17 protein-coding genes are annotated in these 25,950 nt (G+C 44.9%); 4 read left to right on the top strand and 13 right to left on the bottom strand.

Annotation, left to right across the window (positions count from 1 at the left end; all coding sequences use genetic code 11):
- Positions 1-199 precede the first annotated feature (199 nt).
- The gene (locus NV381_RS35310) at positions 200-2,098 is read right to left on the bottom strand and encodes a glycoside hydrolase family 127 protein (RefSeq protein WP_258217961.1); all 1,899 of its coding nucleotides are present in this window, start codon (positions 2,096-2,098) and stop codon (positions 200-202) included.
- 144 nt (positions 2,099-2,242) lie between these two features.
- Here NV381_RS35310 and NV381_RS35305 point away from each other — a divergent pair, with 144 nt between their 5' ends.
- Positions 2,243-3,097 carry an AraC family transcriptional regulator gene (locus NV381_RS35305; protein WP_258217960.1) on the top strand — a complete coding sequence of 285 codons (855 nt, stop codon included), beginning with the start codon at positions 2,243-2,245 and terminating at the stop codon, positions 3,095-3,097.
- Positions 3,098-3,639: 542 nt separating this feature from the next.
- Here the strand turns inward: NV381_RS35305 and NV381_RS35300 are convergent.
- The 6 genes from NV381_RS35300 to NV381_RS35275 form a co-directional block, all read right to left on the bottom strand.
- Positions 3,640-4,563, bottom strand: coding sequence for a S66 peptidase family protein (locus tag NV381_RS35300; RefSeq protein WP_258217959.1), 924 nt, complete (start codon positions 4,561-4,563; stop codon positions 3,640-3,642).
- Positions 4,564-4,790: 227 nt separating this feature from the next.
- Entirely contained in the window at positions 4,791-10,238 is a 5,448-nt protein-coding gene (locus tag NV381_RS35295) for an S-layer homology domain-containing protein (RefSeq protein ID WP_258217958.1), read from the bottom strand.
- Between the two features lie 26 nt (positions 10,239-10,264).
- Positions 10,265-11,146: a carbohydrate ABC transporter permease gene (locus NV381_RS35290; protein ID WP_258217957.1), complete on the bottom strand. Its 882-nt coding sequence runs from the start codon at positions 11,144-11,146 to the stop codon at positions 10,265-10,267.
- Between the two features lie 12 nt (positions 11,147-11,158).
- Positions 11,159-12,016, bottom strand: a complete 858-nt coding sequence (locus NV381_RS35285; RefSeq protein WP_258217980.1) for an ABC transporter permease — start codon at positions 12,014-12,016, stop codon at positions 11,159-11,161.
- Positions 12,017-12,198: 182 nt separating this feature from the next.
- Positions 12,199-13,830, bottom strand: coding sequence for an extracellular solute-binding protein (locus NV381_RS35280; protein ID WP_258217956.1), 1,632 nt, complete (start codon positions 13,828-13,830; stop codon positions 12,199-12,201).
- A 191-nt stretch (positions 13,831-14,021) separates the two neighbouring features.
- On the bottom strand, positions 14,022-16,319 hold the full coding sequence (locus NV381_RS35275) for an AraC family transcriptional regulator (RefSeq protein ID WP_258217955.1): 2,298 nt from the start codon (positions 16,317-16,319) through the stop codon (positions 14,022-14,024).
- A gap of 309 nt (positions 16,320-16,628) precedes the next feature.
- On the opposite strand from NV381_RS35275, the gene NV381_RS35270 reads away from it, so the two are divergent.
- Positions 16,629-17,408 carry a polysaccharide lyase gene (locus NV381_RS35270; RefSeq protein ID WP_258217954.1) on the top strand — a complete coding sequence of 260 codons (780 nt, stop codon included), beginning with the start codon at positions 16,629-16,631 and terminating at the stop codon, positions 17,406-17,408.
- A gap of 138 nt (positions 17,409-17,546) precedes the next feature.
- Here NV381_RS35270 and NV381_RS35265 read toward each other — a convergent pair whose 3' ends face one another.
- From NV381_RS35265 to NV381_RS35245, 5 genes are all read right to left on the bottom strand, one after another.
- Complete coding sequence (locus NV381_RS35265; RefSeq protein ID WP_258217953.1) at positions 17,547-18,959, bottom strand: S1C family serine protease; 1,413 nt, start codon at positions 18,957-18,959, stop codon at positions 17,547-17,549.
- Positions 18,960-19,215: 256 nt separating this feature from the next.
- Positions 19,216-20,058, bottom strand: a complete 843-nt coding sequence (locus tag NV381_RS35260; RefSeq protein ID WP_258217952.1) for a sugar phosphate isomerase/epimerase family protein — start codon at positions 20,056-20,058, stop codon at positions 19,216-19,218.
- Positions 20,059-20,086: 28 nt separating this feature from the next.
- Positions 20,087-21,154: a Gfo/Idh/MocA family protein gene (locus NV381_RS35255; RefSeq protein ID WP_258217951.1), complete on the bottom strand. Its 1,068-nt coding sequence runs from the start codon at positions 21,152-21,154 to the stop codon at positions 20,087-20,089.
- Positions 21,155-21,179: 25 nt separating this feature from the next.
- Positions 21,180-21,896: an MBL fold metallo-hydrolase gene (locus NV381_RS35250; RefSeq protein ID WP_258217950.1), complete on the bottom strand. Its 717-nt coding sequence runs from the start codon at positions 21,894-21,896 to the stop codon at positions 21,180-21,182.
- Positions 21,897-21,926: 30 nt separating this feature from the next.
- Positions 21,927-22,781, bottom strand: a complete 855-nt coding sequence (locus tag NV381_RS35245) for a DL-endopeptidase inhibitor IseA family protein (protein WP_258217949.1) — start codon at positions 22,779-22,781, stop codon at positions 21,927-21,929.
- 235 nt (positions 22,782-23,016) lie between these two features.
- Here NV381_RS35245 and NV381_RS35240 point away from each other — a divergent pair, with 235 nt between their 5' ends.
- Positions 23,017-23,898, top strand: a complete 882-nt coding sequence (locus NV381_RS35240; RefSeq protein WP_258217948.1) for a cation diffusion facilitator family transporter — start codon at positions 23,017-23,019, stop codon at positions 23,896-23,898.
- 139 nt (positions 23,899-24,037) lie between these two features.
- Here NV381_RS35240 and NV381_RS35235 read toward each other — a convergent pair whose 3' ends face one another.
- Entirely contained in the window at positions 24,038-24,364 is a 327-nt protein-coding gene (locus NV381_RS35235; protein ID WP_258217947.1) for a winged helix-turn-helix transcriptional regulator, read from the bottom strand.
- A gap of 140 nt (positions 24,365-24,504) precedes the next feature.
- Between NV381_RS35235 and NV381_RS35230 the strand changes: the two genes are divergently transcribed.
- Positions 24,505-25,683, top strand: coding sequence for an MFS transporter (locus tag NV381_RS35230; RefSeq protein ID WP_258217946.1), 1,179 nt, complete (start codon positions 24,505-24,507; stop codon positions 25,681-25,683).
- The last annotated feature ends 267 nt before the right edge of the window (positions 25,684-25,950 follow it).

Here is a 25,950-nt window from a genome sequence, read left to right as displayed (position 1 = left end):
AACGACATTTAGCTTCAAATATCCGATATACTCATTAGTCTCACACTTAAAAGATAAGAGAAGACCGGAAGCAGCTACAGCCACTGCTGAGCTGCCCTGCGGCTCCAGGCAGAATCCGGCCGAAGCCCTGGCCGCCGATGGGCTCAAGGGACTCTCCTTTCAGAATCAAAGAAAACAATGTGGCTACCCGTCTGCTCCATTAAGATTTATGAATCGGGAAATAAACCGAGTAGCTCTCATCCTTGATTTCATAAAGAGGAACAAAGCGAAAGCCGCGATCCACACCCTTTGTGCGAAAGTATCCTGGATTCCACCACCCGTGATTCCGTTCGCGGTCAGGAGCCAGTAGCGTTTCCGGTTGAGCCGGATCGCCTGTAAGGACCCTTTCCTCAGGAGTTAGCCCGGCCAGCAGGATCGGACCGTCCATGAACGCATAGGTTCCCGGTTCTCCGGAAAGCGGCTCTGCTGTGAGAGACTTCGGAAGCTCGAGAGTAATCGTATCACCGCTGACCCACTCTCTAGTCACTTGAAAGAAGGATGAGGCTTCCAGCGCTCCCAGCTCCTGCTCCCGCTCGCCGCCATTGATTGAAATTTTAGGTGCACAGCTTAACCACCACGGCAAACGAAACTTCAGCGTAAACGTAGCAGCCTGTTGTGCCTCTATGGTGAGCTTATAGACAAAACGATCTGGGCGATGCACGGGAATCGAAGGAATATTTACCTTGGTGATTGCCGTCATCCCTTCAACAGACCAATTGTTGAGAGGATAAATACCGTGCTGACCGTCTTGCTCCAAGCGGATACGAATTGAGTTTCCGCTACGTTCGCAGTGCAGCTCCGAGGGCAGCCATTGACAGATTGTAATACCGCTCTCTTCCTCCAAAAAAATTGGCTGCACATAGGAGGAATTGGCCTGCATTAATGTCCCATGGCAGCACCAGAAGTGCTCTGTTGGCGAACCCCATGTTTTTTTACTGCCTGCGGCCAAACCAACGAAATACGTGATCATGCCGGTTTCCCCATGCTGATGAGCAAGCACACCATTGATGAAGCGCCGTTCCCAATAGTCCGCATACGTTGGATCCCCTGTCCACCGGAGCAGCACCTGTGCGAGGCGCATCATGTTGTAGTTGCAGCAGTGCTCCTGTCCGATGCCCATTCTGGCAGCCATATCCTTAGCAGGCATCCAAAGCTCACCATTATCGCCTGCTCCTGTAGCAACATAGCCTCGATTCGTGACTGCGCAGGCCCAGAATGCTTCCACCACCTTACGATATCGATCATCACCCGTCACTTCCCAAGCCCGCGCAGCCCCAAGAATTTCGGGAATTTGGGTATTCGCATGCTTGTTTGTCAACACGTCTTCGCCTTCGAGTAGTGCATCGAAAAAGCGCCGTCTATCATATCTTCGGATCAGCTCCAAATGTTTCTCGTCTCCGGTAATACCATAAAGATCTGCCCAACTCTCCAGCATGCCTCCGGTCTCTAGATCAAGCAGCTCGTCCAATTGCTCCTGTGAGAAATCTTTAGTCCAGCGATGAAACCATGCTGCGATCCCCGACATTAATTGAAGGGCTTGCTCATTACCTGCAATCGTATACATTTCATACAAGCCCATCAGCAGCTTGTGAATTGTATAGTGCGGAGCCCATACAAATTTGCCGTTGGCAATTCGACACATGTAAGTTTCCGGAAAAGCCGCAAGCCATTCGCCCCCGTTCGCCTCCTGACATCGGACCAATTCTGAGACCACATAATCCGCCTTTGCTTTAATCAACGGATCCATGGTTTGGGCGTAAGTTCGAGCCGCGGCCGAAAGCCAATGGCCCATAATATGGCCCCTAAGCTCGCATGTTGGCGATTCCCAACCCCAATGCCAACTCTCCGGACCGTCCATGCTGGTTGTAGTTGCGCTGGTTGTCCCCCCGTTACCACTATAACTCCATAGCCCCGCTTCCAAATAGAAATTACGGAGCAGATTTTCGTTAGTTAGGCTGCTGATGTACTGTTTGTTCAACTCAAATCGCTTTTTGAACGGACCCGGAAGCAATTTCACACAACCCGCAGGAAATTCCGACATGGCTGTTATTTTTTTCATTACTTATCACCCCGACACTTTTTTTGTTATCTGAATTTATTGTATTATCATTATATATAAGAGACCATGCACTCCTTTTTAAAATACCTGCACTTTATTTGGTTTCATTTTTATATTCACAACGATTATTAGGAGAAAACTGCCGTGGACACATTTACTGAACTAACCGCCGACAGGTTCCCGCTGATCCGGGATATCGGCAGGAACCGAACGGACAACCTCTATACTCATCCCGACCGGATATTGGACTACCATGTATTCCTATATGTCGCCGAGGGCAGCATGCAAGTCATCGAGGAGGGGACCTCTTATGTCGTTAAGGAAAAAGAGTACTTATTTTTAAATAAAAACCAGCACCATTGGGGGCTGCCTGAAACACCGGCAGAAACCTCATGGTACTGGATTCATTTCAATACACTTTCAGATGACCGTAAGGATTACAATGCTTATACCCCGCTTCCAGAGCTGGAATATTATTATCCGGATCATTACGAATATCGAGTCGCCTTGCCTAAATACGGCGTTGCACCAATTGGAACTGAACAACAATTTCTTTCTATGATCAAAGAAATGCAAGAACCTTCCATTCACAAAATGACGCGAATAAGCTTGAATGTCTTTCAGTTCTTCCTCGATCTGAATGCCGCTGCAAAGGACGGACCCGCTGGAGCTGCTCACCGCTTAACCGAAAGGGTCATGGCCATTCTGGCCGCTAACCTTGAGCAGCCTTTCGATGCTGCCCACCTGCAGGCACAGTTGAACATGAATTATAGCTACATATCCTCCTCCTTCAAGAAATCGACTGGCCAAACGATCGTGGAGGCCCACACAAAGCTAAGGCTGAGCAAAGCGATCGAGCTGATGCGCAGCAGCTCACTCAATATAGCGGAGATTAGCGAGCAGCTTGGGTATCAGAACCCTTTTTACTTTAGCAGAGTGTTCAAAAAAGTATTCGGTGAACCGCCATCCTCGTTTATGCGCCAATTCTACAGGTTGTAGGAGTTGGCTATAAGTAGCGAGCAGGCCCGCACACAGCTTTCCTTCGTCAGTTCCCCATTGTACATACAGTTAGCTTCACAATACTTTTAGCGAAGAGATCACCTGCACATAACCCTAAACAACACGCCAGTACTGCTGCACTCACGGAAGTGAAGGGTAATTCGGAAGTAATTCTTCCTTTATTACTTGAAAAGTCCCAAAATCAGAGTGATAAGGGAACAGCCAGTTCCGTTATTGCTCTGTTTTGTGCACAAATGCTCTAATTCGGTCAACATAACGGAATTCTCACTTCCGCTATTGCCCCAGATTGGAGGCGGCAGATGGAATAGTGGAACTCTCCGTTCCGTTACAAAATCCGCCAGGGCTCCTCGCCGCTATCCCTATAAAAATCCCCCTTGATCATGGGGGGCATTAAAGATCTTAAGCTCTAAGGTAGCTCTAATCTAAGCAAGGCAAGCAGGTTACTCGCTCATTCTTCATTCCTTAGAAAAGCTTTCTGATCGAACCCCCTCTTTCATTGAGGATACTCTATGTTTTAAAAATTAATAGCTGACAGTTGGCTCCATTACAGTTAATGTGCTATTAAATGTATTCAAATTTGCAATTGCTCCTATAGGAATTGCCGCCTTGTAAGGTCCGTGTGCGGTAGCCAGGTTTGTCATAAGCGGTTTGCCGAGTGGCACTACGAATTCTTGAATCAAATCTTCATATGACTTGCCATAGGCAACTGGACAATCCGTACATTGCCCCATGATAATTCCAATACATTCTTCGAATTTTCCAGCCAGCTTCAAATGGTTCATATACCTGTAAACGGTATTAACAGGCTCGTGAGTCTCTTCCAGGAGTAATATTTTCCCCCTCGTATCTATTTCGAAAGATGTCCCCAGAGTATCAACAAAGGATGTCAAGTTCCCCCCGACAATCGGACCAACTACGTTACCCGGAACCCTGCTTACCAGCGGCATTCCTGGCGGATTCTGAATTTGCCTATAAAAAGCTAGCGAAGACGTCGCAGAAAAAAATTGATTGTAGCTATATGCAGGAGTTTGAGGTGTAAAGTCAATAAGCATGAGACTTTGGAAGGTAATTAAATTGGAATATTGGTACAACACATTCAGCAGCACTGTGATATCGCTGTAGCCTGATACAATTTTCGGATTGCTTTGGATCAAATAATAATCAAGGTAAGGAAGAATTCCGGCGACTCCTACCCCTCCTCTCGTAGGCAGTATCATTTTAACCTGATTGTTCTCAAACATCCTCATCAAATCATAGGCTCGCTCTTGGTCGGTGCCTGCAAGAAATCCGTTTTGGGAGTAAACATATTGACCCAGTATTACATTGAACCCCATGCTTTTCAGAAAATTCACATTGGTATCAATCACATTTGCATCCAATGGACTACCCAAAGTAACGACTCCGATCGTATCGCCTTTTTGTAAAATAGTCGGTCGAATTGCCATTTTGCATACCTTCCTCCCGAAAATACATATCACTACCGCTTTTATAAATTATATGGACCCATTAGGCTCGACATAACAAAAATCCCCTGCTATCTATCGTTACTTATTATTAATGATCCTCAAGCGCAAAAAAGACCACCTTGCGGCAGCCTTTAAAAGGTTAGGATCAAGCCTTCGTCTAAGTCAAGGATTATGATTTCGACGAAGGCTTATTAAAACCGTGTGCTCTATTTTTGGTTATACAATCTGTAGATGACTACCGCTGCTTCCGCTCTTGTCACTTTGTTTTGCGGATAAAGATAGGAACTATCGCCTTCGATCAACCCTTTTTTCAGTAAGCTGCTGACACTCTTGATAGCATAAGAAGAAACAGAGGATGAATCCTTATAGCTGCTCAACTCTGCTGAGGCTGCTTTTTCACCTGCAGCTTTTACCAAAGCTAACGCTCTATCAAGAATGACCATCATGTCCTGCCTGGAAATCGTGTCATGCGGTCGGAACAAATTATCTTCCACTCCGTCAACGATACCGAGCGCCTTCGCTGTTCCTACGGCCTCATAGAAATAATCGTCTTTGCTCACATCATGGAATACGGCCGGATTGGCTGCCGTTAAGCCTAGCGTACGGTTCAGCAGCAATATAAAGTCAGCTCGGCTTACTTGAGCTCCCGGACTGTAAGCATCGTCTTGCGTGCCTTCCACAATAGCCTTTGATGCTAATACTTCGATCGCTTTCTTAGCCCAGCTATAGCTGGGGCTGGATAGATCTGCGAACGTTTTGTACACTTCGGTTACCGCATACAAGCTAAAGTGGTTTATTTTAAATTTCACAACGTTTTGTCCGGAATCGTATTTTCCAGATGGAACAGTTTGAGTTCTCCCTGCTGGATCTACATACCAAACAACTACATGCTCAGGATCCGCACTATTTGAACTTGGAGTGTATGGCACCGATACTTCAACGAATGAATCCGCGCTTTTCCATTCACTTAAGCTGCCGCCAAGTTTGAGCGCAAGATCAAGGATCGGTTTACCCGCCAGAGTCTTTTGCAGCTCAGCGGGAAGCTGGGCTGTGTTAGCTTTCGTAATAAGCAACGAAGCCGTTGCAGACCTTTGCGCATCCGCAGCTTTCAGCATTGTTGTTGACAGGATTATGGAAGCGAACTCGGTTTTGAGCTCCAGCTTTTTGGTTGTATCATTGGAGCTTAGGAAAGAAGCCGGCAAGGCGATTTCATATCCTTTTGAGCCCTCAATTTTGACTACATTTATCGTAAGTGTCTTAATTCCATCGGCATCTGGCTTTATTTTCTCAAAAGAACTGCTTAAAGTTTCCGAGGAAACGGCTGTCTTCGCTACATTTGTTTGGGGATCCAACGCAGGGGTCACTTGGGTTCCATCCTGCTTAGCTCCGTTATTATCGGCAGGTGACTGTTCAGGCTGCTCAGACTGGCCTACTTGGCCTGATTGTCCCGAATGGCTGGATTGTCGCCCAGGGTCTCTTGTCACAACAACATTGTAGCTCTTTGTAGAGCCGTCTGCTGCAGTTACGACATAGTTGACCGGGTTACTGAAATCATTGACTGTGACCCCGCTTACTTGCGCAATAGATCCTACTGACACATTTTTTCCTGTTGTGGTAAACATCGCGACTAAATTCGTCAAAGCAGTTGGATTGGGCACCCTTACAGCAATAGTTGTGCCAGAGATAACGCCGTTCGATGATGCCGGCAACCCTTGGAAGCTGAAAGAGGTCATATCCTTATCACTACTTGGAGCTTGCGGAATATCCAGAGCTCCTCCCCCTACAGGTGTAGTCGCTATATTTTGAACGGCTTGCCTACCCAGACGTTCTTGCAATTGCTGAGTATACAGGCTCAGCGGCTGTACATGGCGGCCTTCCTGCTCCCAGTAACCTTGCGCTCGTTCGCGGGTTGGATCCTTTCCTGCCGGAAAAGTTCCGTCTGCTGGAAAATTGCCGTAATCGCCTTGATAACGTTTGCCCACGAGTCCGATGGCATAGTTTTGCGCCGTAGGCGGTGCCTGCACGGCCAACTCCCCAGTTTGGTTCCACACGACATAATTCGCTCCAGCCCAGCCATGTCCTGTACCGTAGTTAGCCCGGTCGATGATATTGGCATTGCCCCGAATGTTGTCAAACAAGCCTCCTACAGACCAGCGATGATGCGGCTCGCTGCGGGCGAATGAGTTGACTGAATCGCTATCCGTAAAAACATTAGGCCCTGTGACCTGACTGTTAACAATAAACGAATGACGGGCTGTTTCCGTATATACCCGCTGTGTCAAAGCTAATTGCCCGGTATAGAAGAAAGCATATCTACGGCTACCCGTAATGATGCTAACCATATCATAAACCTTAGCATCCTGAATGGTGATCCATTTCGAAGATCTTCCCGTGAAAACGAGAGAAGTTTCCAAATGATAGCCACTTACATTCCGAAGCCACCCATTCTGAATATAGCCAAACCGTGCAAAGGTATGAGCTTTATTCTCATCCGAATAATAGGTGGTTCCATTCAATACATCTGTCACTTTAGGGTCGAATTCCACATCAACCCGAAGATTCTCCACGCCTACCCGCTCGATCCGACCTTTATCGTCATACTTGCGGATATCCCCCCCGCCCCATTGAAGCTCAATTGCATTCGGTATGGGAGCGTCGATGGTAATTTCATTTCCGTTTACTTTAGTCACCACTCGGTCGAATTCAAGCGAGAACGGCTCCCATTGAACGGTTGTTTCCGTTGTGCTTGGCAAAATCTGATCCATATGAATCTCATGGATCCAGCTGCTGTTACCATAACGCCGGATCATAATTTTATCTCCAGTTTTATAGCCGGAACCATCCTGAACATGAAATGTATGATTGCCTGACGGTACGTATAAATCTGTAATCTTTGTAAGTGTATCCCCCAGCAAGACAGGCGAAGCCGAGGTGTCCCCGATATTGAGGATATATCGCCTTGTTGTCCCGGTTGCGTAGAGAACGGTATCCTCTTTCCCCTCTCCCAAACCTCTCAAGACAACCCCGCTCTTCCGGATGTACAGCTCTCCGCCGATATCATAGCGGCCCTTCTTAAGCAGAACGGCTCCACGGAATCCGTCTTCTTGAATAGGCAATCCTGAAACATAATCTATGGCAGCCTGTATGCGGGCCGTATCATCACCGTCTCCCGGCTCCACGGCCACTCTAGCCTGCACATCCGGAAGCTTCACGCCGCCACCCATATAACCTACGTTGGAGAAATCCAGGATGCGATTCCCCCGGTAATCGGGTACATAGACCATCTTGCCTTCCGTTCCTAAGTAGGCAATCTGACTTTGATCATCTGGAATTTGATTCACATCCGCCACGGTGAAGTATAGCTTGTCGAATACAACGCTTCCATTCTCTAATTTTAACTGCAATTCGACTTCATATTGTCCGGGCGCTGCCGATCCCGGAATTTTTAATACCGTATCAGTCCCAGACCCCAGCTTAACTGCGTCAAATTGGTGAATGGTTTCATGACCGTCCCGTCGTACTTGCCCCGTCAGTTCGGCGCCTACAAAGGCTTTGACTGTCAAATCCGGATATTTGGACCCTGGTGGAATGAATGCGGGCGTTCCAATCTTTGTCTGAATGCTTGGATGCGTTAATCCGGTATCGGCTATGCGAGGCGTATCGTCCTGTACGATAAGAAACAAGGACGCCGATTTGGTTATCGGTCCATAGGTAACCGTTCCCGTCAAGAGTGAGACCCCACCTGCAAGCGCCTTGATTGTCCCGTCTTGCTCGATGCTCGCAACCTCAGGCAAGCTGCTCGTAAAGCTGATTTTTGCTTCACTCGGATTCAGATTCGTTTTATCAAACATCTTGCCGCCTATTGATAATTGCGCTGCGCTTCCTTTAGGAACATTAATTTCAGCTTTTTCCGGATAATTAGCGACCGTCTGGTCGTATAAATAGACGGAAGTCAGCGCATTGCTAAGGGGCGGCACAGGCGCTTCATTCGTTCGATAGACCTCCACCTCGTAGATCAGAGGCGATGCGGCTTTCGTCGCAAATACGTTAACCAAGAGATATCTGGCGGTAACCGGTTCGAAAATCGCCGTATCTGATTTGGCAATCAAAATCCGATTTTGATACAAGCTCTGCCAGTTTTTCTGGGAATTACTCCAGAGGATATCTTTCCCCAGGTTATCTTTCCCGAAAGTCTGAGACCAGTTTTTCTCGTCATTTGAGTAATAGAGCTCATAATTATTGACAGCTCCAGTGTCTCCGCTGTTCAAATTCATAACCGTTTTATTAAACTCAGTAGGTCTGCCGAAATCTATTATAAGCTGGTGTTGCTTATCATCATTAAAATCGGCAGTAAGCGCACGCCAGTATGTGCTAGAATCGCCGTCAACCGCTCTGTAGTCATAGGTTCCGCTAGAGCCGCCGCAGGTACTGCCGCAGAAGGAACTTGCGGCCACAGGCTTTTTCAGTGCCATATTCACTGTAGACATATCCGTACCCGGTGGATAAGCATCTACCCAGATGCGGGTCGATTTGGTGACGCCTCCCTTGAGCACGGAAACGTTAATGTAGGTGGTACCGCTACCTACTGCTGTGATCCGCCCGTTCTGATCAACCTGGATCACCTCAGGATAGCCGCTGCTGTAGGTGATCGCAGCATCGCTTAAGTCCGCAGCAGCTTGATTATCCGTCACGCCCCTCACCGTCAGCTGATGAGAGCCCCCGGGAGACAGCTTGAGAGTTCCGTTATTGGGGTACGGGTTCACACTGGCATCATATAAGTACACCGCGCTAAGAACGGTTCCACTCTGCTGCTGAGTTACATTAACCTGCAGATTTACGGTTTTCGTTACGCTATTTAGCGTAGCGCTTCCTGTAATCGTTGCCGTACCGGATGCTATGGCTTGGACCTGCCCGCTCCCGTTAACCGTAGCAACGGCAAGGTTGGAGCTGCTATAAGTAATTCCTGAAACGGTCAATGAGGCCGGTTGTCCGTTCGTCAGCTTGCCATACAGTTGAAGTGATGCGGTTTGCCCAGCCGTAAGAGTGAGTACATCATTGGAGGCATAACCCGTAAAGTATACGTTGTCGAGAACACTTGGATCCGTCGGTGGCGTAGCGCTTGTATTATAAATCTCTACCTCAGACAGCACATTAGCCTTTGCGGAAGCAGTCCCGACTACCGTTAGGTCAATTTTAACATACCGGGCATCCGTTGATGCAAAGGTGACTGACTCCGTTGAGGAAAGGCCGCTTAGCTTTTTAAACACTTCCGTTCCCGTTCCCACCGTGCTTCCGTTCTGCCTTGCAACCACCCTGTAGGCGGTAATGAAGGAAGTGTTCAGCCCTTTCAATACAACCTTATCAAAACGGGTGTTGCCAGACGACCCCAAATCAATTTCTATCCATACATTATGGTCGTCGGTTACATCTCCGTTGGTTGTTTGCCAATAGGTGTTCGCATCTCCGTCTATTACATTCGTAGCGGGAGATGTAGGGGTGCAGCCGGCACACTCGGAGCTTTTTCCGCTAATCGCTTTCGCCAAGTTTACCGAGTCAGCATGTACAACAGGGATCGAATACAGTAAGGGAATGATCATTGTAAATAAAATAAAAAATGTTATGGTTTGTGCAATCCTCTTGCGAATGGATTTCATTGTACCTTCTCCTTTTCGATCTCATTCTAACCTTTAATAGCTCCCAGCAATGCGCCCTTCACAAAATACTTCTGGAGAAAAGGATAAACAAACAAAATCGGGAGTGTTGCAATCATAATGGTTGCATACTTAAGCGTTTCTGCCAGCATGACCATGTCTCCTGACTCCGCCCCGGTAACCATTCCGGCCGTTTCCCCGGAGATTAGTATCTCGCGAAGAATTAATTGCAATGGAAACAGCTCCCGATTTCGAAGAAAGATCATTGCGTTAAACCACGAGTTCCAATGGCTAACGCCGTAATACAGTATCATAACAGCCATGATCGGCAAGGAGATAGGTATAATAATGCGAAATAATATGACAAAGTCATTCGCTCCGTCGATCTTGGCTGATTCCTCCAAACTGTCGGGAATGGCCTGAAAGGTGGTTCTCATGATTATGAGGTTAAACGTATTAATGGCTTGGGGAATGATCAGCGCCCACACGGTATTGGTCAATCCAAGTCCCTTGACCGTTAAGTAGTAGGGGATCAGACCGCCGCTGAAGAACATAGTAAATATGATAAACAACGTCAGTTGCTTCCGGTAGTAGAGTCCCTTTCTTGACAGGGCGTAGGCGCCGAAGGCTGTAAGTGTCAGGTTAAAAAGCAGTCCGACAATCACTATAAATAGTGTGTTGCCATATCCTTTCAGGATCATCGGGTTGTCAAAGACCATAGAGTAAGCCTTGAGCGAAAGGCCCTGAGGAACCCAGATCATGCCCTTATGAGCCATTAATTCGGTCGGATTGCTTATCGATGAAATGGCCACGTAATAAATAGGATACAATGTTACGAGCATTAACAGCGATAGGGCAATAACGTTAAACACATCAAATATTCTCTCTCCAAAGGTTGGATACTCGCGCATGCTGTCACTTCCTTACCATAAGCTAGTGTCATTAACCTTGCGACTAATGTAATTAGATAAAATGACTAAACCAAAGTTAATAACTGAGTTGAACAAGCCTACTGCCGCACTAAAGCTATAATTAAATTCCTGCAGCCCGACGCGATACACATAGGAGGAGATAACATCCGCTGTTTCATAGGTTGATGGATTATAGAGCAGAATGACTTTCTCGAAGCCTACATTCAGCAGTCGTCCCAGGTCCAGAATTAACATAATAATAATTGTCGGCACGATACCGGGAAGCGTAATGTACCTCATCTGCTTCCAGCGGTTAGCACCATCAATTTTTGCCGCTTCGTATTGTTCAGTATCAATGGTAGTCAGAGCAGCAAGATAAATAATAGTGCCCCAACCGACATGCTGCCAAATACCTGATGATATAAAAATCGTTCGGAAATACTCCGGCAGTAGCAGCAGACTTTCCTTCGGACCGCCGAGCCAACCGACTATTGCGGCAATAAAGCCTCCTGAGGAGGTAAAATCTTTAATCATACCGCAAATAACGATTAACGAGATAAAATGCGGCATATAAGTAATCGATTGAACCGCTCGCTTAAACCAAGAGAGCCGAATTTCATTCAACAACAAAGCAAGAAGAATCGGAGCCGGGAAACCAAACAGCAAATCATAAAAGCTTATCAGAAGTGTATTTTTCAACGTTCGAATGAAATAAGGTCCGTTAAAAAATTGGATGAAATGATCGAAACCCGCCCATTCGCTTCCCGAAATTCCACGTGTCGGTGAGTAATCCTTAAAGGCAATCATTGCTCCGTACATCGGCATGTAATGAAATAAAAAATAGTAGAGCAACACAGGAGCAAGCATCATATACAAATATTTATTTTTACGAATATCCCATAAGAGATTTATTTTTCGGTTTGAAGCAAGCGTTAGAGGGGCTTCCACCTTCGCTGTTTGCACTATAGTATCCCCTTTCAATCAGGGACATTCCTTGGAATGTCCCCATGGTCTATCATGGTCTATCATGGTCTATCATGGTCTATCATCGTTTACCGTTTGTTATATCGATCCAAAGCCGCTTGATAAATTTCAAGAATCTTTGGCAAACCGAGCTGATTCTGCTGGGCTACGAATTTATCGTAGTTTTCGATTGGCTCCTTGCCCATAATAAACTTGAGCTGCATCTCTTCCTTGTAGCTCTTGAGGGCTGTAGTAAGCTTGGCCAGCTCTTTGCTCTCGCTTTCGGTTGGCGTTATAAACGAAGGCAGGGTATGCTTCTTCGCATCGGTAGCCGACCACAGCTTTACCGCTTCTTCCTGCTGCGGATATTTCAAGATCATCTTGCTGTACTTCTCATCAATCATGAACGGCCCATTTTGCCTTGTATACTGAGACAGCATTTGTATCGTAGTATATTTCGGGTCCTTATTCACCTTATCCGTGAATGTTAGATTACCATTGTTTGAAGCATAGCTTTCATTCGGAATGCCAAAGTTGAACAGCTCGTTGCCATCCTTGCCATATGCGTAATCCAACCACTGGGCTGCAAGCTCCGGATTTTTCGTGTTGGCGGAGATGGCCACTCCCCGGCTCGGCTCTACCTTGAATTCATAATGGCCAATAAACGGAGTCTCTCCTTTGGTTAATGTCGGAAAAGGAGTGCCGACCATATTAAATTTTGGATCTTTTGCTTTCATAGCTTCCAGATAAGACTGAAGTCCGCCGCTCAGCAGGTATACCGTAGCACCGGACTGTCCGCTTAAAATCTTGTTATTGTTCGCTTTTGGATCTGTTACGGCAAAATCTTTATCCAGCAATCCCTCATTGTACCACTTGCGGAATAATAAGATGACGTCCTTGTACTGCTTGTCCGATGGTCCATATTTGACTTTCCCGTCATCACCCACATAAAAACCAGTTGCCGTCTTATACGCCCCGATGAAAGCTTCCTTAAGATCCATGCCGGCCGTATTCGAATAAATGATGCTTAGCGGAGCTGCAGCCCCTTTCTTCTCTTTAAACGCCCGTAAAACGGTTTCCCATTCATCGATTGTTGTGGGTACCGGCAGCCCGAGCTCGTCAAGCCAATCCTTGCGAATCATGGGTCCATTAAAAACTTGACTGAAGCTGTTGCGGACCATTGGAAACACGAAATATTTTCCGTCATCCGTTTGAAGCATTTTGGCCAATTCTTTATCTTCTTCCAATAATTTATTTAAATTCGGCGCATTTTTCTTGATCAAATCATTCAAGGGTATAATCACTTTATCATTGATGGCCTTCTGGGAGCCTCCAGGATAAACACCATTATTAAACCAGTTCGTTTCAATCATATCGGGAAGCTCGTTGGATGCGACCATCAAATTGAATTGCTCTCGATCCTGACCTTGGGGAGGATGCGTAAAATTGACTTGAACCCCGGTTCTTTTGTTGAGCTCCTTCCCGAATGGAGACTCCCCGATATTTGAGAAGAAGTTAGACATAGCCGAATTGCCCATTAATCCCCAATAAGACAAGGTCTGCTTGGTATTAATCGGATACGTCACAGCAGCTGATTGACTTTTATTTGTTGCAGCTTTGTCTTCGACCGGGCTGGCCTGCTTACTGCATGCGATGGTCAATGTCGATATCAGCGTAACTGCTGTCATACATTGAAGCATCCTTTTGCTTTGTTTGTTCATGGATGGTTAATCCCCCTTATGTATTTGATAGCACTCTCTTTGCTCAGACCGATCATAACCTAATTCTGGTAGGGTCCATAGAGGTAAAACAGTGAAACGAATGGTAAAACTGTTAATTAAACGCCCGTAAAAGTGCAATCCACTTGTAAAAAAAAGAAAACTGAGGTAGAAGCCCCTCAGCTTTGCGGTAATTATCTATATTTCCCTGGCGTAATTCCTTCATATTTTTTAAAAATCCGATTAAATGTAGATATTTCATTGAAGCCAACCTGGTTTCCAATCTCAAGGACGCTTGCGGAGGTTTCCTTTAACAAGCGCTTGGCATGAGCGATCCGAATTTTTTGAAGATATTCCAACAATGATTCTCCAGTATGATTCTTGAAAAGCCGGGCCAGATAAGGAGGAGTCAGGTCAAATGCAACCCCGATTACCGATACGTTCAAATTCGGGTCGCAATAATGCTGTTCGACATAAGCCTGTACCTTCTCCATCAATTCATTATTTGCACCTGATTGCTTCTCTGAATGACACAGAAGCTGGATAGTCCTGTCCAGTTCCTCTTCCAAATCTTTAATACTGCGGCATTGCAGCAGCTGATTGTGAACTCGCTCGAAGGAAAGGCTGTCCTGCTCGGTTCTTCCTGGCAGTTCTATCATAGCTTTCATAAAGGTACTGGCAAATTCAACTACAATGCAGCGAATGAACGGAATAGAAATCTGCCTGCGAGTAAGGTTCGTTGAAATAATATCCTTGGTTACTGCCATAGCTTTCTCAGCATCACCAGTCTTAATAAAATTGATTAATTGTTGTTCTGCGGCTAAAGGATAATAATAAGCTGGACGATGATCCTCTGAATCTCCTTGAGTCATTTCATCATATACCAGGATCTCCCCTCCGCCCATCAGGAATTTGTATTCCATAGCCTCCATAGCTTCCTCATAAGCTTCCTGCAGTCCAAACAAGCTTTGTTGCATAGAACTGATAGAAACAGTCACTACTACTTGTACATGTGTTGATAAAAACTCTTGGGTCTGCCTCGCAATAGATTTCCATTCTTCGAGCACTGCGGAATTATCGGGACTATTCAGAATGCAGCATAAATATTCATCCATTTCAACCATATACGCTACATTATTCTTATTTGCCAGTTCCTCTACTACATTGATCATCATAAAATGCAGCAGCTTAACCCTGTCGTAATGAGACTCATCATCAACAGGTGAATCCAGTTTGCCGTAGTCATCAATATACATCATTAATACGCCAAACCGCTCATGTGGAAAATACACTTCATAGGCGGCAAGCACTTCGCTTAAGGGGAGGGTCCGTTTCATTCTACCTTTAAGCAACTGACCTAATAAATGGTTGCGCATAGCAGGATGCTGCTCTTTAAGCTTATGCATGAAATGTTCCTTCTCCTGAATCAGGCTTTCTAGCGCGTTCTGAATAAAGTGGTATTCATTGTAGGATATGTTGTGCGGATCAGCCTTCTGATGATTCACCTTATTCATTAGAAGCTGAATTGGACTGTAGTTCCGGCGTAAAAAGAAATAAGCTGCCGCACTGCCTAATAATAAACTAAGGGCAACACATAGATAGATGATCCGCTTAATATAAATCAGCTTCTTCATGAAGACATCCTCAGGAGTTATAAATATATATTGCCATCCTGATTGACTGGAGGTGACGTAAGAAATAGCCAAATCACGTCCCCCATCCGACTCTTGAATGACTCCGCTAACACCTGTAAATTTAGGAAGCCATGAGTCGTAATTAGGGATAACGGAGCTTGTCGATGCGATGACCTCATGCTTCGCATTGAGGATCAGAATGTGCCCGTCATCGACGATAGGTACGTGTTTTATCGTATTCAACAGCTTGGATGAATTAAACATAAACATTACACTTACACCGGGGCGGTCAGGATAATTGGGTATTAACGTTCTTACATACATGACTGATTTCCCTTTATTATCCACTTCCTGCTCTAAGGCAAAATAGGTGTTGATATATCGTTCCTTCAGTAAGGAAGTCCAGTCCATATGATTATCCGGCTTAAGAAGATCGAATAAAAAATGGCTTTGCTGTGCATTTGAATCTGAAACAACCATGTCAATGCTGTGGAAATATACAAATACATAGTCGATAAAATCATTTCCAAACTTTGTCGTCTGCAAATCCTTCATCAGTTCATACATTTTGTATCTCTCATCATTCGTAAGGGGATTTTGGGCATTGTACAGACTATCCAGCTTTTTATTTATAGCCAAATCAACACTGAACTTGTCCATCTCCGCCAAACGGCTATCCACTCCGCTTTGAATTTGGGTCAGCAAAGACCGGTTGGATCGGTCAATCTCATTGCTTAAGACCTCGGTTGATTCTACATAAATTAATACACCTACAATAATAGGGATCAAAAGGATGGTTACATAGGAGAGCAGCCAGCCTTTCATGATTGTATTCTTTTTCATAGCTCTAACGATCATCGCATCTCTCTCCCGAGTCTAATTATTATCGCTGAGGTCTCTTCTCGGTTATCGTTGTATTTCAACATGGATCCATTTAGCGACTATTCGGCGAAACGCTTACCATCTGATTATAGGTCACAACATCAAACAATCATATCATCTTACTTGCATCATAACCATCCTGTTAACCGTACATCAAGCGTTTTTGCTCCGTTTTCACCAAAATGCTTTTCGATTCACAAAAATGACTATTGTGAAACAAGGCAGCTAAAAAGTAAATTGAATATTGTAATCAGAAAACGCTTTCATTATAGGAGGAGTGTGTTTATGAATTTATTTCGTGCTGCGTTTTTGCTTGTTGTGGTAGTCATTATGTCCCTGGAGGGCGGATTTGCAGCCCATGCAGCCGTGTATGGAAATACGGTCGTTAATTTTAACCAGTGGTCTGCATGGACTAATTACGGAACCACACAAGTAAACACCGATTTCGGCAATACTAAAACACTGCAAGGAGGAGATCGAATCAAAATCAACGCTAACGGTGAGCTTCGTTTCTTTATGCCTAAAGGGAAATACGGAAGTGCTGATGCCGGTGGTATTATTAAATCATCCATTACAGAAAAAACAGATTATACGATGGAGTATAAAATGAAATTCAGCGACAGCTTTCCATGGAGTAAAGGCGGTAAAATACCAGGACTTAGCGGTGGCGCGGGGTATACCGGCGGCAATCCCGCTTGGCCGGGTGATGGGTTTAGCGTACGCCTGATGTGGAGGGAGAACGGAAGGCTCATTCCTTATGTGTATCATATGGATCAGCCGGATAGCTACGGAGATACCTTCGGAGCCACAGTTGATACCCTTAAATCCGGACAATGGTACACTATAAAATACTGGATAAAACTAAACAGCGGCAACAACAAGGATGGAGTTCTCAAGATCTACGTAAATGATGTTTTGAAATTTCAAAAATCCGACATTCGTTTCAGAAATGATAATTCCAAGATCGATACGATTCATATTGCCAATTTCCCTGGCGGAAGTGACTCCTCATGGGCAATGAAAAATGATGGATACGTTTATTTTGATGATTTTAAGTGGAACTAATAAGGCAGAGTATCTGACAAGCCTATTTTTCAACTAACCGAGAACCACCGAAGAACAGGAAAAAAAGGAAGCAGCCCGGCATTGCCGGCTTCTGCTTCCTTGCAGTCTTCGTGCATTCTTACTGCTGCATACCTCTATTTACTGTTCGTTATTACTGGCAGTCCGGTCACCAACCGTGACGGTGATATCTTGTTTATTACCGTTTCGGATGACCGACAAAGTCAGCTTGTCTCCTACTTTTAACGCTTGTACCTTTTTGGTCAATTCTGCAGGAGTTGAAATTTTGGTGCCATTCACCGCGGTGATGACGTCATACGGACGAATACCGGCTTCAAATGCAGGAGTTTTCCGTTGTACATCAGCCACCAAGGCGCCTTCGGTATTATCAAGCTTCAAATCGCTTAACATATCCTTAGTCAATTCACCGAGACTTACTCCGATAAAAGGTACCGGTTCCTTCGGAATTTGGACGTTATTTTTTAATTGATCCAAAACCGTGCTAATCGTGTTCGTTGGAATGGCAAAACCAATTCCTTGAGCCTGCGAGCTGACGGCCGTATTAATACCGATAACTTCACCATTAAGATTCAGAAGCGGACCACCGGAATTACCAGGGTTGATAGCCGCGTCGGTTTGGATCAGATGCTTATATTCTCTCGTCCCTTTATCATCCGGAATACTGATCGGCCGCTCTTTGGCGCTAAGCAATCCGGCCGTAACCGTATAGTCCAGATCATACGGGTTGCCGATAGCAACGACCCAATCGCCTACTTTCGCATTGTCCGAATTGCCGATAGGCAAGGTTGGAAACGGATTGCTGTCCTCAATCTTCAGAACCGCCAAGTCCAAATCATAGCTGTTACCTAACAGCGTTGCTTTAAACGGCTTGTCATAGCCTTGTATGGTAACATCAATTTCGTCCGCACCGTCAATAACATGCTCGTTTGTCAGAATATACCCGGATGATTCAAAGATGAAGCCGGAACCGATGCCAGCAGGCTGAAGCTCTTGGCTTTCATTCTGTTGCTGCTGCTGCTGGGATTCGTTCCCCCCTCCAAAGAACTGCCGGAAAAACGGATCGCTATAGAGCGGATTATTGCTGCCGCCGCTTTTAGGTTTTACCTTTGTTTCGATTTTTACTACAGCAGGACCGGCTTGCTGGGCAATATCAGCAATATTATTAGGCCGCATATCGACTGAAGCGGTTGTAGCTCCACCATTATTGGAGCTTGCTGCCGAAACATTGGAAACAAGAGGGACTTGGATGCCTCCGAATAAATTCATTTTGTCAGATGTATACATCAAGCCGCCTACCACCAGCGCTCCCGCCAAAAACGCGGCCAGCATACTTTTACCAGAAGAGCGTTTTTTACCTGAAAACTCATTTTGGCCAGAGCTGAATTGATTGTTAGCAGAGTTAGAAAATTCAAAGAAACGGGGCTTCACCACGGTAATATCTCCCGATGTCTCTTTGGCTGACTGCTCCTTGTTTCCTTGATGCTCGCTATTATTGTGCGGTTCTACGTCATATGGTTTTTGCTTATCGTCCATGATTACTACCTCCGTTTTTTAGAATAGTTATGAGTATTAGATATAAGTGCTAACTTACATAATCAATAATGCACCCTTAATCTTAATACCAACTTAAATGTTCATAAAAACGGAGTTAATTTTGATAATGTTTCGGTCATTGGAATAAATAAAGGAATATGAATTCGGGTAACCTAAGGATAAAATAGCTGTGAGTTCAAGATTCTCGCTAAAATCTCGGAATCGTCAGCTCGGGCAACCTGTTGGAATAGTGCATTTATCCATAATATTTCTTCACTAATCCTTTAAGATGATACCTCATCAATATGGTTTGTTCTACAGGATTCATTCCTGCCGCTTCTTCCGCGGGACCGTTCCAATATTCCATGGCTATTATTCCGTCCCAACGAAGTCCTCTTAACCTCTTGATAATGGTGTCAAAATCAATTTCACCGTGCTCAAACGGACATTTCGGCCAACCAACTGCCGCCTGTCTTGCATGCATATGTCCGGTGTATTCCAACAATTTCATAGACTCATCTTGACTATGTCCGTTAACCTGAAAATGTAAGAAATCAAGTGTATACTTTAATCCTGGCACTGCCTTTGCCATCTCAACAGCCTTCGACGATAGATTCAGCAGCGAGTTCCGGCTAGGCTCAACGTGAAAAGAAATCCCATGCTCAGAGGCGATCTGTACCATCTTTCCCAAAGTCAGCGCGGCATTATCAAATGAACGCTCATAGCCTTGTTCCTGGATTAACGTCCCTGCCGACCCCATAATACTTCGAAACCCGGCTAGACGAGCGTACTTGCAGATTTTATCGAAATTGACATACATGTTATTCCTTTTTCTAATATCGGGTTGGCTTGTCTCTATTTTTTCACCGTCAACCCCTACATTACCCAAAAAATATTCAGCCAGCTTAATCCCGTATTTCTCAGAAAGTTGTTTAACAAAGCTCGCCATGCTCTCCGGATTTTCAATTACATCCGCCTGACGAATCGTTCCTACAGAATCTACATCAATAAATTCAAAGCCCAGCTTCTTAATAAATTCAAATATTTCATCCGGTGTGCCGGCACCGTAATTTCTCGAATGGCAGCTGAAGCCTATCATGGATTCCTCCCTCTTGAACCTTGGGCTATCAGTCCAATATAATTTGCTTGCCTTTATTTTTCATCGACAATTTAAGCGCATCCAATACTTTCATGACTACGACGCTTCTCTCGCCGTTGCTGATATAGGATTCCTTTCCTTCAGCAATACATTCAAAAAAATGCTTGTACATAGCGGCATGTGTTTTTCCGCATGAGATAAGCGGTCTGGTTTCCGACAGGTGACCCGCTTCATGCTGCGTATAAATGCGTATGCAATCATCCGATAGTTCCTTATAGCATTTATTTACATCATATTTGATTAACCCCATATCTCCCTGAATGCTTACCTCATATTCGGCGGGAGCCGCTGCCGACCTCATCGCTTTATACATAAAGCTGCTGCCATTGTCGAATTGAATCAAGGCCAAGGAGCAATCGTCCACTTCGCCCTCTTCCCTTTGCTCCAGTGGGATAGAGATGTTGTCATATTTGTAGTATCCAAGACCTGTAACAGATACCGGTTTAGGATCTCCTAAAAAGAACAGCGCCCATTCTACATTATGTGAAGCGCTTTCCATACTGATACCGTCTCCGCCTATTGTTTTGCGTTTGGAGCTGTCTGCGCCTCTTGGGAACGATCGAGTGATGCTTACATTGAACACTTCACCGAGCTCTTTATTGTCGATCATTCGTTTGAACATCAACATCTGATTTTGCAGCATGCCATTGGAGCCGACAATAAATACTTTGCCGCTTTCCTTCGCCGCCTTCATCACATCCCGCATCTCGGCTTCATTCATAGTTGCGGGCTTCTCAAGGTACACATTTTTCCCCGCTTGCAGTGCATCAATTGCTATTTTTGCATGTGTGAATGTTGGTGTACAGATCGAAACGGTATTGATTTCATCCATCGCAAGAAGCTGTTTATAATCTTCAAAAGCATACGGAATAATAAGATCATCCGCTATTTTTGCGGCAAGTCCAGGCTTAGCGTCAGCTACCGCTACTAGCTGTACATTAGGATTATTTATAGAGCGGATCGAGGGAATATGTCTTTGTACCGTAACTTTTCCCATGCCAATGATCCCAAGACTTATCTGTTTAGTACTTTGCATGCCGAATCATCTCCCTTATTTTAGGTTATTGCAAGGTTGGAATGGATGGACTGCGCAGCTCGATGAGGCCGGTTCGATATCCTCGTCTCAAGAGGAACGTTGCATTGCGTAAGCATGGCTGAAAATGTCCCCCCAATACTGCATCCGCTTCCATTTTAGACAACCGATTCAGTGATTTTAAATAAAGACCTGCATCAAAATCCTCAGCTACCGTAACCCCAAGCCTAGGTTGGCCATTAGGTCCGGACATGACGGTATCTCCGGTAAATAGTATTACTTTGCCTTGATTATTCAGCTTATAAATAACAGAACCACGCGAATGCCCCGGAGTATGTATAATTTCGAAAGAAAGTCCGGCGATTGATATAACCTCTCCATCTTTTACTTTCACATCGACAGGACATGGAACAAAATCTTGCTTATAGGAATAATATAAGGTCCTCTCGTCTCCAAGCTCTATACCCTCCGCATCCCCAACACCGGCGATTAATTTAACGCCTTTTTTGCTGAATCTATGGGCGTTGCCACTATGATCAAAATGGGAATGGGTAAGCAGCAGATGGCTTATAGGGTATTGGTCCAACCCCCATAATGTCAAATTTTGCTCAATAAGCTTGTAGTCCTCATCACCGGTTCCACAATCAATCAATACGATAGACTCTTGGCCCATGACAGCGTAAACATTTGAAGATATGCCATAGGGTTGGCCGCTAAGTAAATAGACATCCTTCATAATTTGCATATTAAGTTCCCTTCTACTATTACTGCAATGTTATCTGATCGTGCCGAAAAGCTCGTCGATGCGCCAGCCCTTCCCTTCAATAAAGCTTATCTTGATGTCCTTCTCACTTGGAGCCTCACCTGATGTGCCATCGCCAAGCGGTACGCTGAACTTGAATGTTTTTTGTTTCGTATCGTTTTGGATAAGTTTGACTGTAGAATTCTCCCAGCTTAGAAGGCTTCCTCCATCCGCATTTGGCTGCGCAAGCTTCCCGTCTTTTTCTACAAGACTGCCGCTACCTATCTGTTTCTCAATAAAAGCAGCAACCTGCATAGGGGTATAAACCTCTTCCAGATATGCAGAATATTTCGCCTTTGTGTCCAAAGAGCCTGATAGCCAACGATAATCTTTTCCATTTACCATAAAAGTAGCAATCGGCTGCCCGTCACTTTGCTTATCGGGATTCGGATCACGGTCATTAACCAGACGCCCATCGATGACATGCCCATTTATTAATAGTCCGTTGGAGATGTCCCAATAATGATTTCTGGCGTTAACTGCCAACTGCAGCATGTCGACCTCGCTAAAATCCAGATGGCTTTGCTTCTCCACTATTACGAGTTGATGGGCCGCATCCCAGCTGACTTTAGCTCCCAATGCTTCTGCCAGAGCACGTGCCGGAACGAGTGTACTGCCATCAATAATCTGAGCGGGAACCTCGGACTTAATTTCCACGCCGTTTACCATCAGCTTTACAATCCCAGGGCCAGCATAAGAAATACCGGAAAACAAAACTGAACCTACCATAATTCCGCTAACAAATGATTTCATGTTTAGTTTTATTGTAATCAACTCCTTTGAATTATGCAGCGGCCGTGGATGCCATACGTAAGGATCATTTTTCATCCGTAGGCTGCCTTTGAGCATGAGCATCCCTTTTATTTTAACATACGTAGCTATTTAATTCAGGACATAGATACCAAAAAATATTTTTGTCAATACATGAGCCTCCGTTTTTGAACGTGTCCAACATTGTTTTCCTCTTCTCACTTTTGCTGATTTGAGCAACACTGTTTCTCTAGACCCACTCCTATTCTATCAAGTATTATTATCAACGACATAGATAGAGAGTGGGGTACAAATGGAAAACACGTATGAAGACATCAAGCAAGGTGAGAAGGGTGCATGGTTAAGTATTATTGCGTATATTTTCTTATCAGCTTTAAAGCTGTCGATTGGCTATTTTACAAATTCAGAAGCTTTGTCGGCTGATGGTTTAAATAACGCGACAGACATTATCGCTTCCATAGCTGTTTTAGTGGGGCTAAAAATATCACGCAAACCACCGGATAAAGACCATCGTTACGGCCATTACCGGGCTGAAACTGTAGCCGCTTTAATCGCATCATTTATTATGTTTGCAGTAGGGCTCCAAGTGCTGTACCAAGCATTTATAAAATTCCAAGTTCCGTCCATGGAGTCACCCGATATGATTGCGGCATGGACAGCCGTTTTTTGTGCCATTATTATGTACTTTGTTTATTTATACAACATTCGCCTGGCGAGAAAAATAAACAGTAATGCCATGATGGCTGCAGCGCAAGACAATCGTTCGGATGCATTTGTCAGTATCGGTGCTTTTATCGGAATTGTTGGTTCTCAATTTGGACTACCCTGGCTTGACCCTTTAACAGCTCTGCTCGTTGGAGTTATTATTTGCAAAACAGCCTGGGATATTTTCCGGGATTCTACTCATGCCCTTACGGATGGCTTTGATGATGCCGAGCTTCAAACCATTCGACAAACCATACGCAATATACCCGGAGTGGAAAAAATCATCGATATCAAAGCCCGTATCCATGGAAATAATAAATTAGTCGATGTAACCATTGGGGTAGACCACCAGCTTAATGTAAGCGAAAGCCATGAAATTACCGAACATATTGAGAGTCGAGTTCATGAGCTTCATAACATATCACATGTACATATTCATATAGAACCCTTCGAGAGTCAAAAAGGATGATGTTATAAACCATTTGCAAAAAGGGGCTCGCCGCATGCCGGCAAGCCTCTTTTTGTTATATATCTCCCCTATCAGAGCTTACATTCAAAGCTTCTTCCAGCCACACACCGCACCATAAGCCCCGTACTCAGGCGACGATTTACGAGATACCGTCCCATTTCGCAGCCCATTTATCCATCTCCTTAAGAGCCGTCTTAAAGTCCATACCTTTTTCCGTTAAAGAATATTCGACTGACACCGGTACAGTAGGAAATACTTTACGCAGTACAATCCCATTGTGCTCCAGATGGCGCAGCACATCCGTTAAAGATTGCGTCTTGACGATAGCTAAATCTCTATGGAGCTGTTTAAATCGTTTCGGCCCTTTAGATAATTCAGCAATGACCAAAAATGCCCATTTTGCGCCAAGAATTTGCAACACCGAACAGATGTTGGAGAAGCCCTGTTCTTCTTTTATAGGTTCCATTCGCCACCACCTACTTACTTATATTTAGTTAGTCAAAATATTTGGACAATATCCAAATATTTTGCCTTCTTACATAATTTATGTAGCTTAATTATAATACAGTCAAATGATTTCGCAAAGACATGAAAGGAATGAATCATATGAATCGACTGTCTATTTACATTCTTGCTTTAGGGGTATTTTTAACGGCAACTGCCGAGTTGGTTGTCTCCGGAATCCTTCATATCATCGCCAAAGACTTAAACATAACCATCGCCCTCTCCGGGCAATTGATTACAGCTTATTCTCTTGCTTTCGCAATTGGAACTCCCATCATAGTGTCACTTACTTCCCGCATGGGACGCAGAAAAGTATTGGTAGGTTCATTAGCAGTTTTCATTCTGGGCTGCATAGCTTGTTCTGCCAGCTCGAACCTTACGATCTTGATGGCTTCTCGAATGATTCTAGGGGGAAGCTCAGGCGCTTATCTGGTTGTCGCGTTTGGAGCGGCTGCCAAATTAGTGCCTGCTGAGAAACTAGGCAGTGCCATCGGCACGATTGTTCTCGGATTTAGCAGTGCTATGATCTTGGGAGTACCGATTGGGATAGCTATTACCAGCTGGATGAGCTGGCATGCCATTTTCATAATTCTAGGCTTATTCAGCCTAATAATTACATTAGTAATCTTGCGTCTTCTTCCGGAGATCGAAGGGGATGAACCGATTTCTTTCCAGCAACAATTCAAAGTACTGGGAAGCCTGGTCATCATAAGTGGTCTGTTCCTCACCTTTTTTAGGGAATCAGGCAATTCGATCCTGTTTACTTACCTAACACCTTTTATAACAGACATCCTTCATATGAAAGCCTCCAACATTAGTATCATCATGCTTGTTTTCGGTATTTTCGGCGCAATCGGTTCACGTGTGGGCGGCTATGGCGTAGATAGATGGGGAGCTTCTCGAATCATTACATTTAGTACTATCGTTCAAGTTGCAACATTAGCCCTTCTCCCCCTGTTCTCCGAATCTTTAGGAATCGGACTAGGGTTGATAGCTCTCATGATTTCTTCTATGTTTGTGGCAGGCCCTGCTATTCAAACCTACTTTATTCAACAAGCACCCCAATCGTCCAATCTCGTTCTTAGCTTAAATACATCGATTGTTCATTTGGGATTGGCGGCAGGGGCTGGAGCAGGAGGTGTGATGATAAATGCGACTTCCACTACTTTGTATAATCCATGGATGGCATCCTTCATCGTGACTCTCGGGCTGGCAGCCGCCTTCGTCAGTTTTTCGTTGGGGAAAAAGCAGCGTTTGCTTAAGTTTCATAACCAAGCATAAAAGCTTAAGCCCCTGGCTACAGGCATTAGCGGAAGTGGTCATTCCGCTATGGCACGGAAAGCACCATAAACAGTGCGGTAGCGGAAGTCCTGGTTCCGTTATTTCTCTGTTTGTTGTTCATGTGCCCCTATTTACCCCAAATAGTCGAGTAGGCGGGGCCTCTCCTTCTCTTGGATTGCGCCCCTTACCCCTCACAGATCCGTACGTGCGCTATTAACGCATACGGCTCTTCACTTCACCATTACAGGTCGACTGACGAACAGGTTC

The sequence above is a fragment of the Paenibacillus radicis (ex Xue et al. 2023) genome, assembly GCF_024722015.1.
In the GTDB taxonomy this organism is placed as follows: Bacteria; Bacillota; Bacilli; order Paenibacillales; family NBRC-103111; genus Paenibacillus_S.
This window is presented reverse-complemented; position numbering and strand designations above follow the sequence as displayed.

What these genes read in the sequence shown, in the direction of transcription:
- NV381_RS35310 (WP_258217961.1), bottom strand. Translation starts at nt 2,098, where the DNA reads ATGAAAAAAATAACAGCCATGTCGGAATTTCCTGCGGGTTGTGTGAAA.
- NV381_RS35300 (WP_258217959.1), bottom strand. Translation starts at nt 4,563, where the DNA reads ATGGCAATTCGACCGACTATTTTACAAAAAGGCGATACGATCGGAGTC.
- NV381_RS35295 (WP_258217958.1), bottom strand. Translation starts at nt 10,238, where the DNA reads ATGAAATCCATTCGCAAGAGGATTGCACAAACCATAACATTTTTTATT.
- NV381_RS35290 (WP_258217957.1), bottom strand. Translation starts at nt 11,146, where the DNA reads ATGCGCGAGTATCCAACCTTTGGAGAGAGAATATTTGATGTGTTTAAC.
- NV381_RS35285 (WP_258217980.1), bottom strand. Translation starts at nt 12,016, where the DNA reads ATGATGCTTGCTCCTGTGTTGCTCTACTATTTTTTATTTCATTACATG.
- NV381_RS35280 (WP_258217956.1), bottom strand. Translation starts at nt 13,830, where the DNA reads ATGAACAAACAAAGCAAAAGGATGCTTCAATGTATGACAGCAGTTACG.
- NV381_RS35275 (WP_258217955.1), bottom strand. Translation starts at nt 16,319, where the DNA reads ATGATCGTTAGAGCTATGAAAAAGAATACAATCATGAAAGGCTGGCTG.
- NV381_RS35270 (WP_258217954.1), top strand. Translation starts at nt 16,629, where the DNA reads ATGAATTTATTTCGTGCTGCGTTTTTGCTTGTTGTGGTAGTCATTATG.
- NV381_RS35265 (WP_258217953.1), bottom strand. Translation starts at nt 18,959, where the DNA reads ATGGACGATAAGCAAAAACCATATGACGTAGAACCGCACAATAATAGC.
- NV381_RS35260 (WP_258217952.1), bottom strand. Translation starts at nt 20,058, where the DNA reads ATGATAGGCTTCAGCTGCCATTCGAGAAATTACGGTGCCGGCACACCG.
- NV381_RS35255 (WP_258217951.1), bottom strand. Translation starts at nt 21,154, where the DNA reads ATGCAAAGTACTAAACAGATAAGTCTTGGGATCATTGGCATGGGAAAA.
- NV381_RS35250 (WP_258217950.1), bottom strand. Translation starts at nt 21,896, where the DNA reads ATGCAAATTATGAAGGATGTCTATTTACTTAGCGGCCAACCCTATGGC.
- NV381_RS35245 (WP_258217949.1), bottom strand. Translation starts at nt 22,781, where the DNA reads ATGAAAAATGATCCTTACGTATGGCATCCACGGCCGCTGCATAATTCA.
- NV381_RS35240 (WP_258217948.1), top strand. Translation starts at nt 23,017, where the DNA reads ATGGAAAACACGTATGAAGACATCAAGCAAGGTGAGAAGGGTGCATGG.
- NV381_RS35235 (WP_258217947.1), bottom strand. Translation starts at nt 24,364, where the DNA reads ATGGAACCTATAAAAGAAGAACAGGGCTTCTCCAACATCTGTTCGGTG.
- NV381_RS35230 (WP_258217946.1), top strand. Translation starts at nt 24,505, where the DNA reads ATGAATCGACTGTCTATTTACATTCTTGCTTTAGGGGTATTTTTAACG.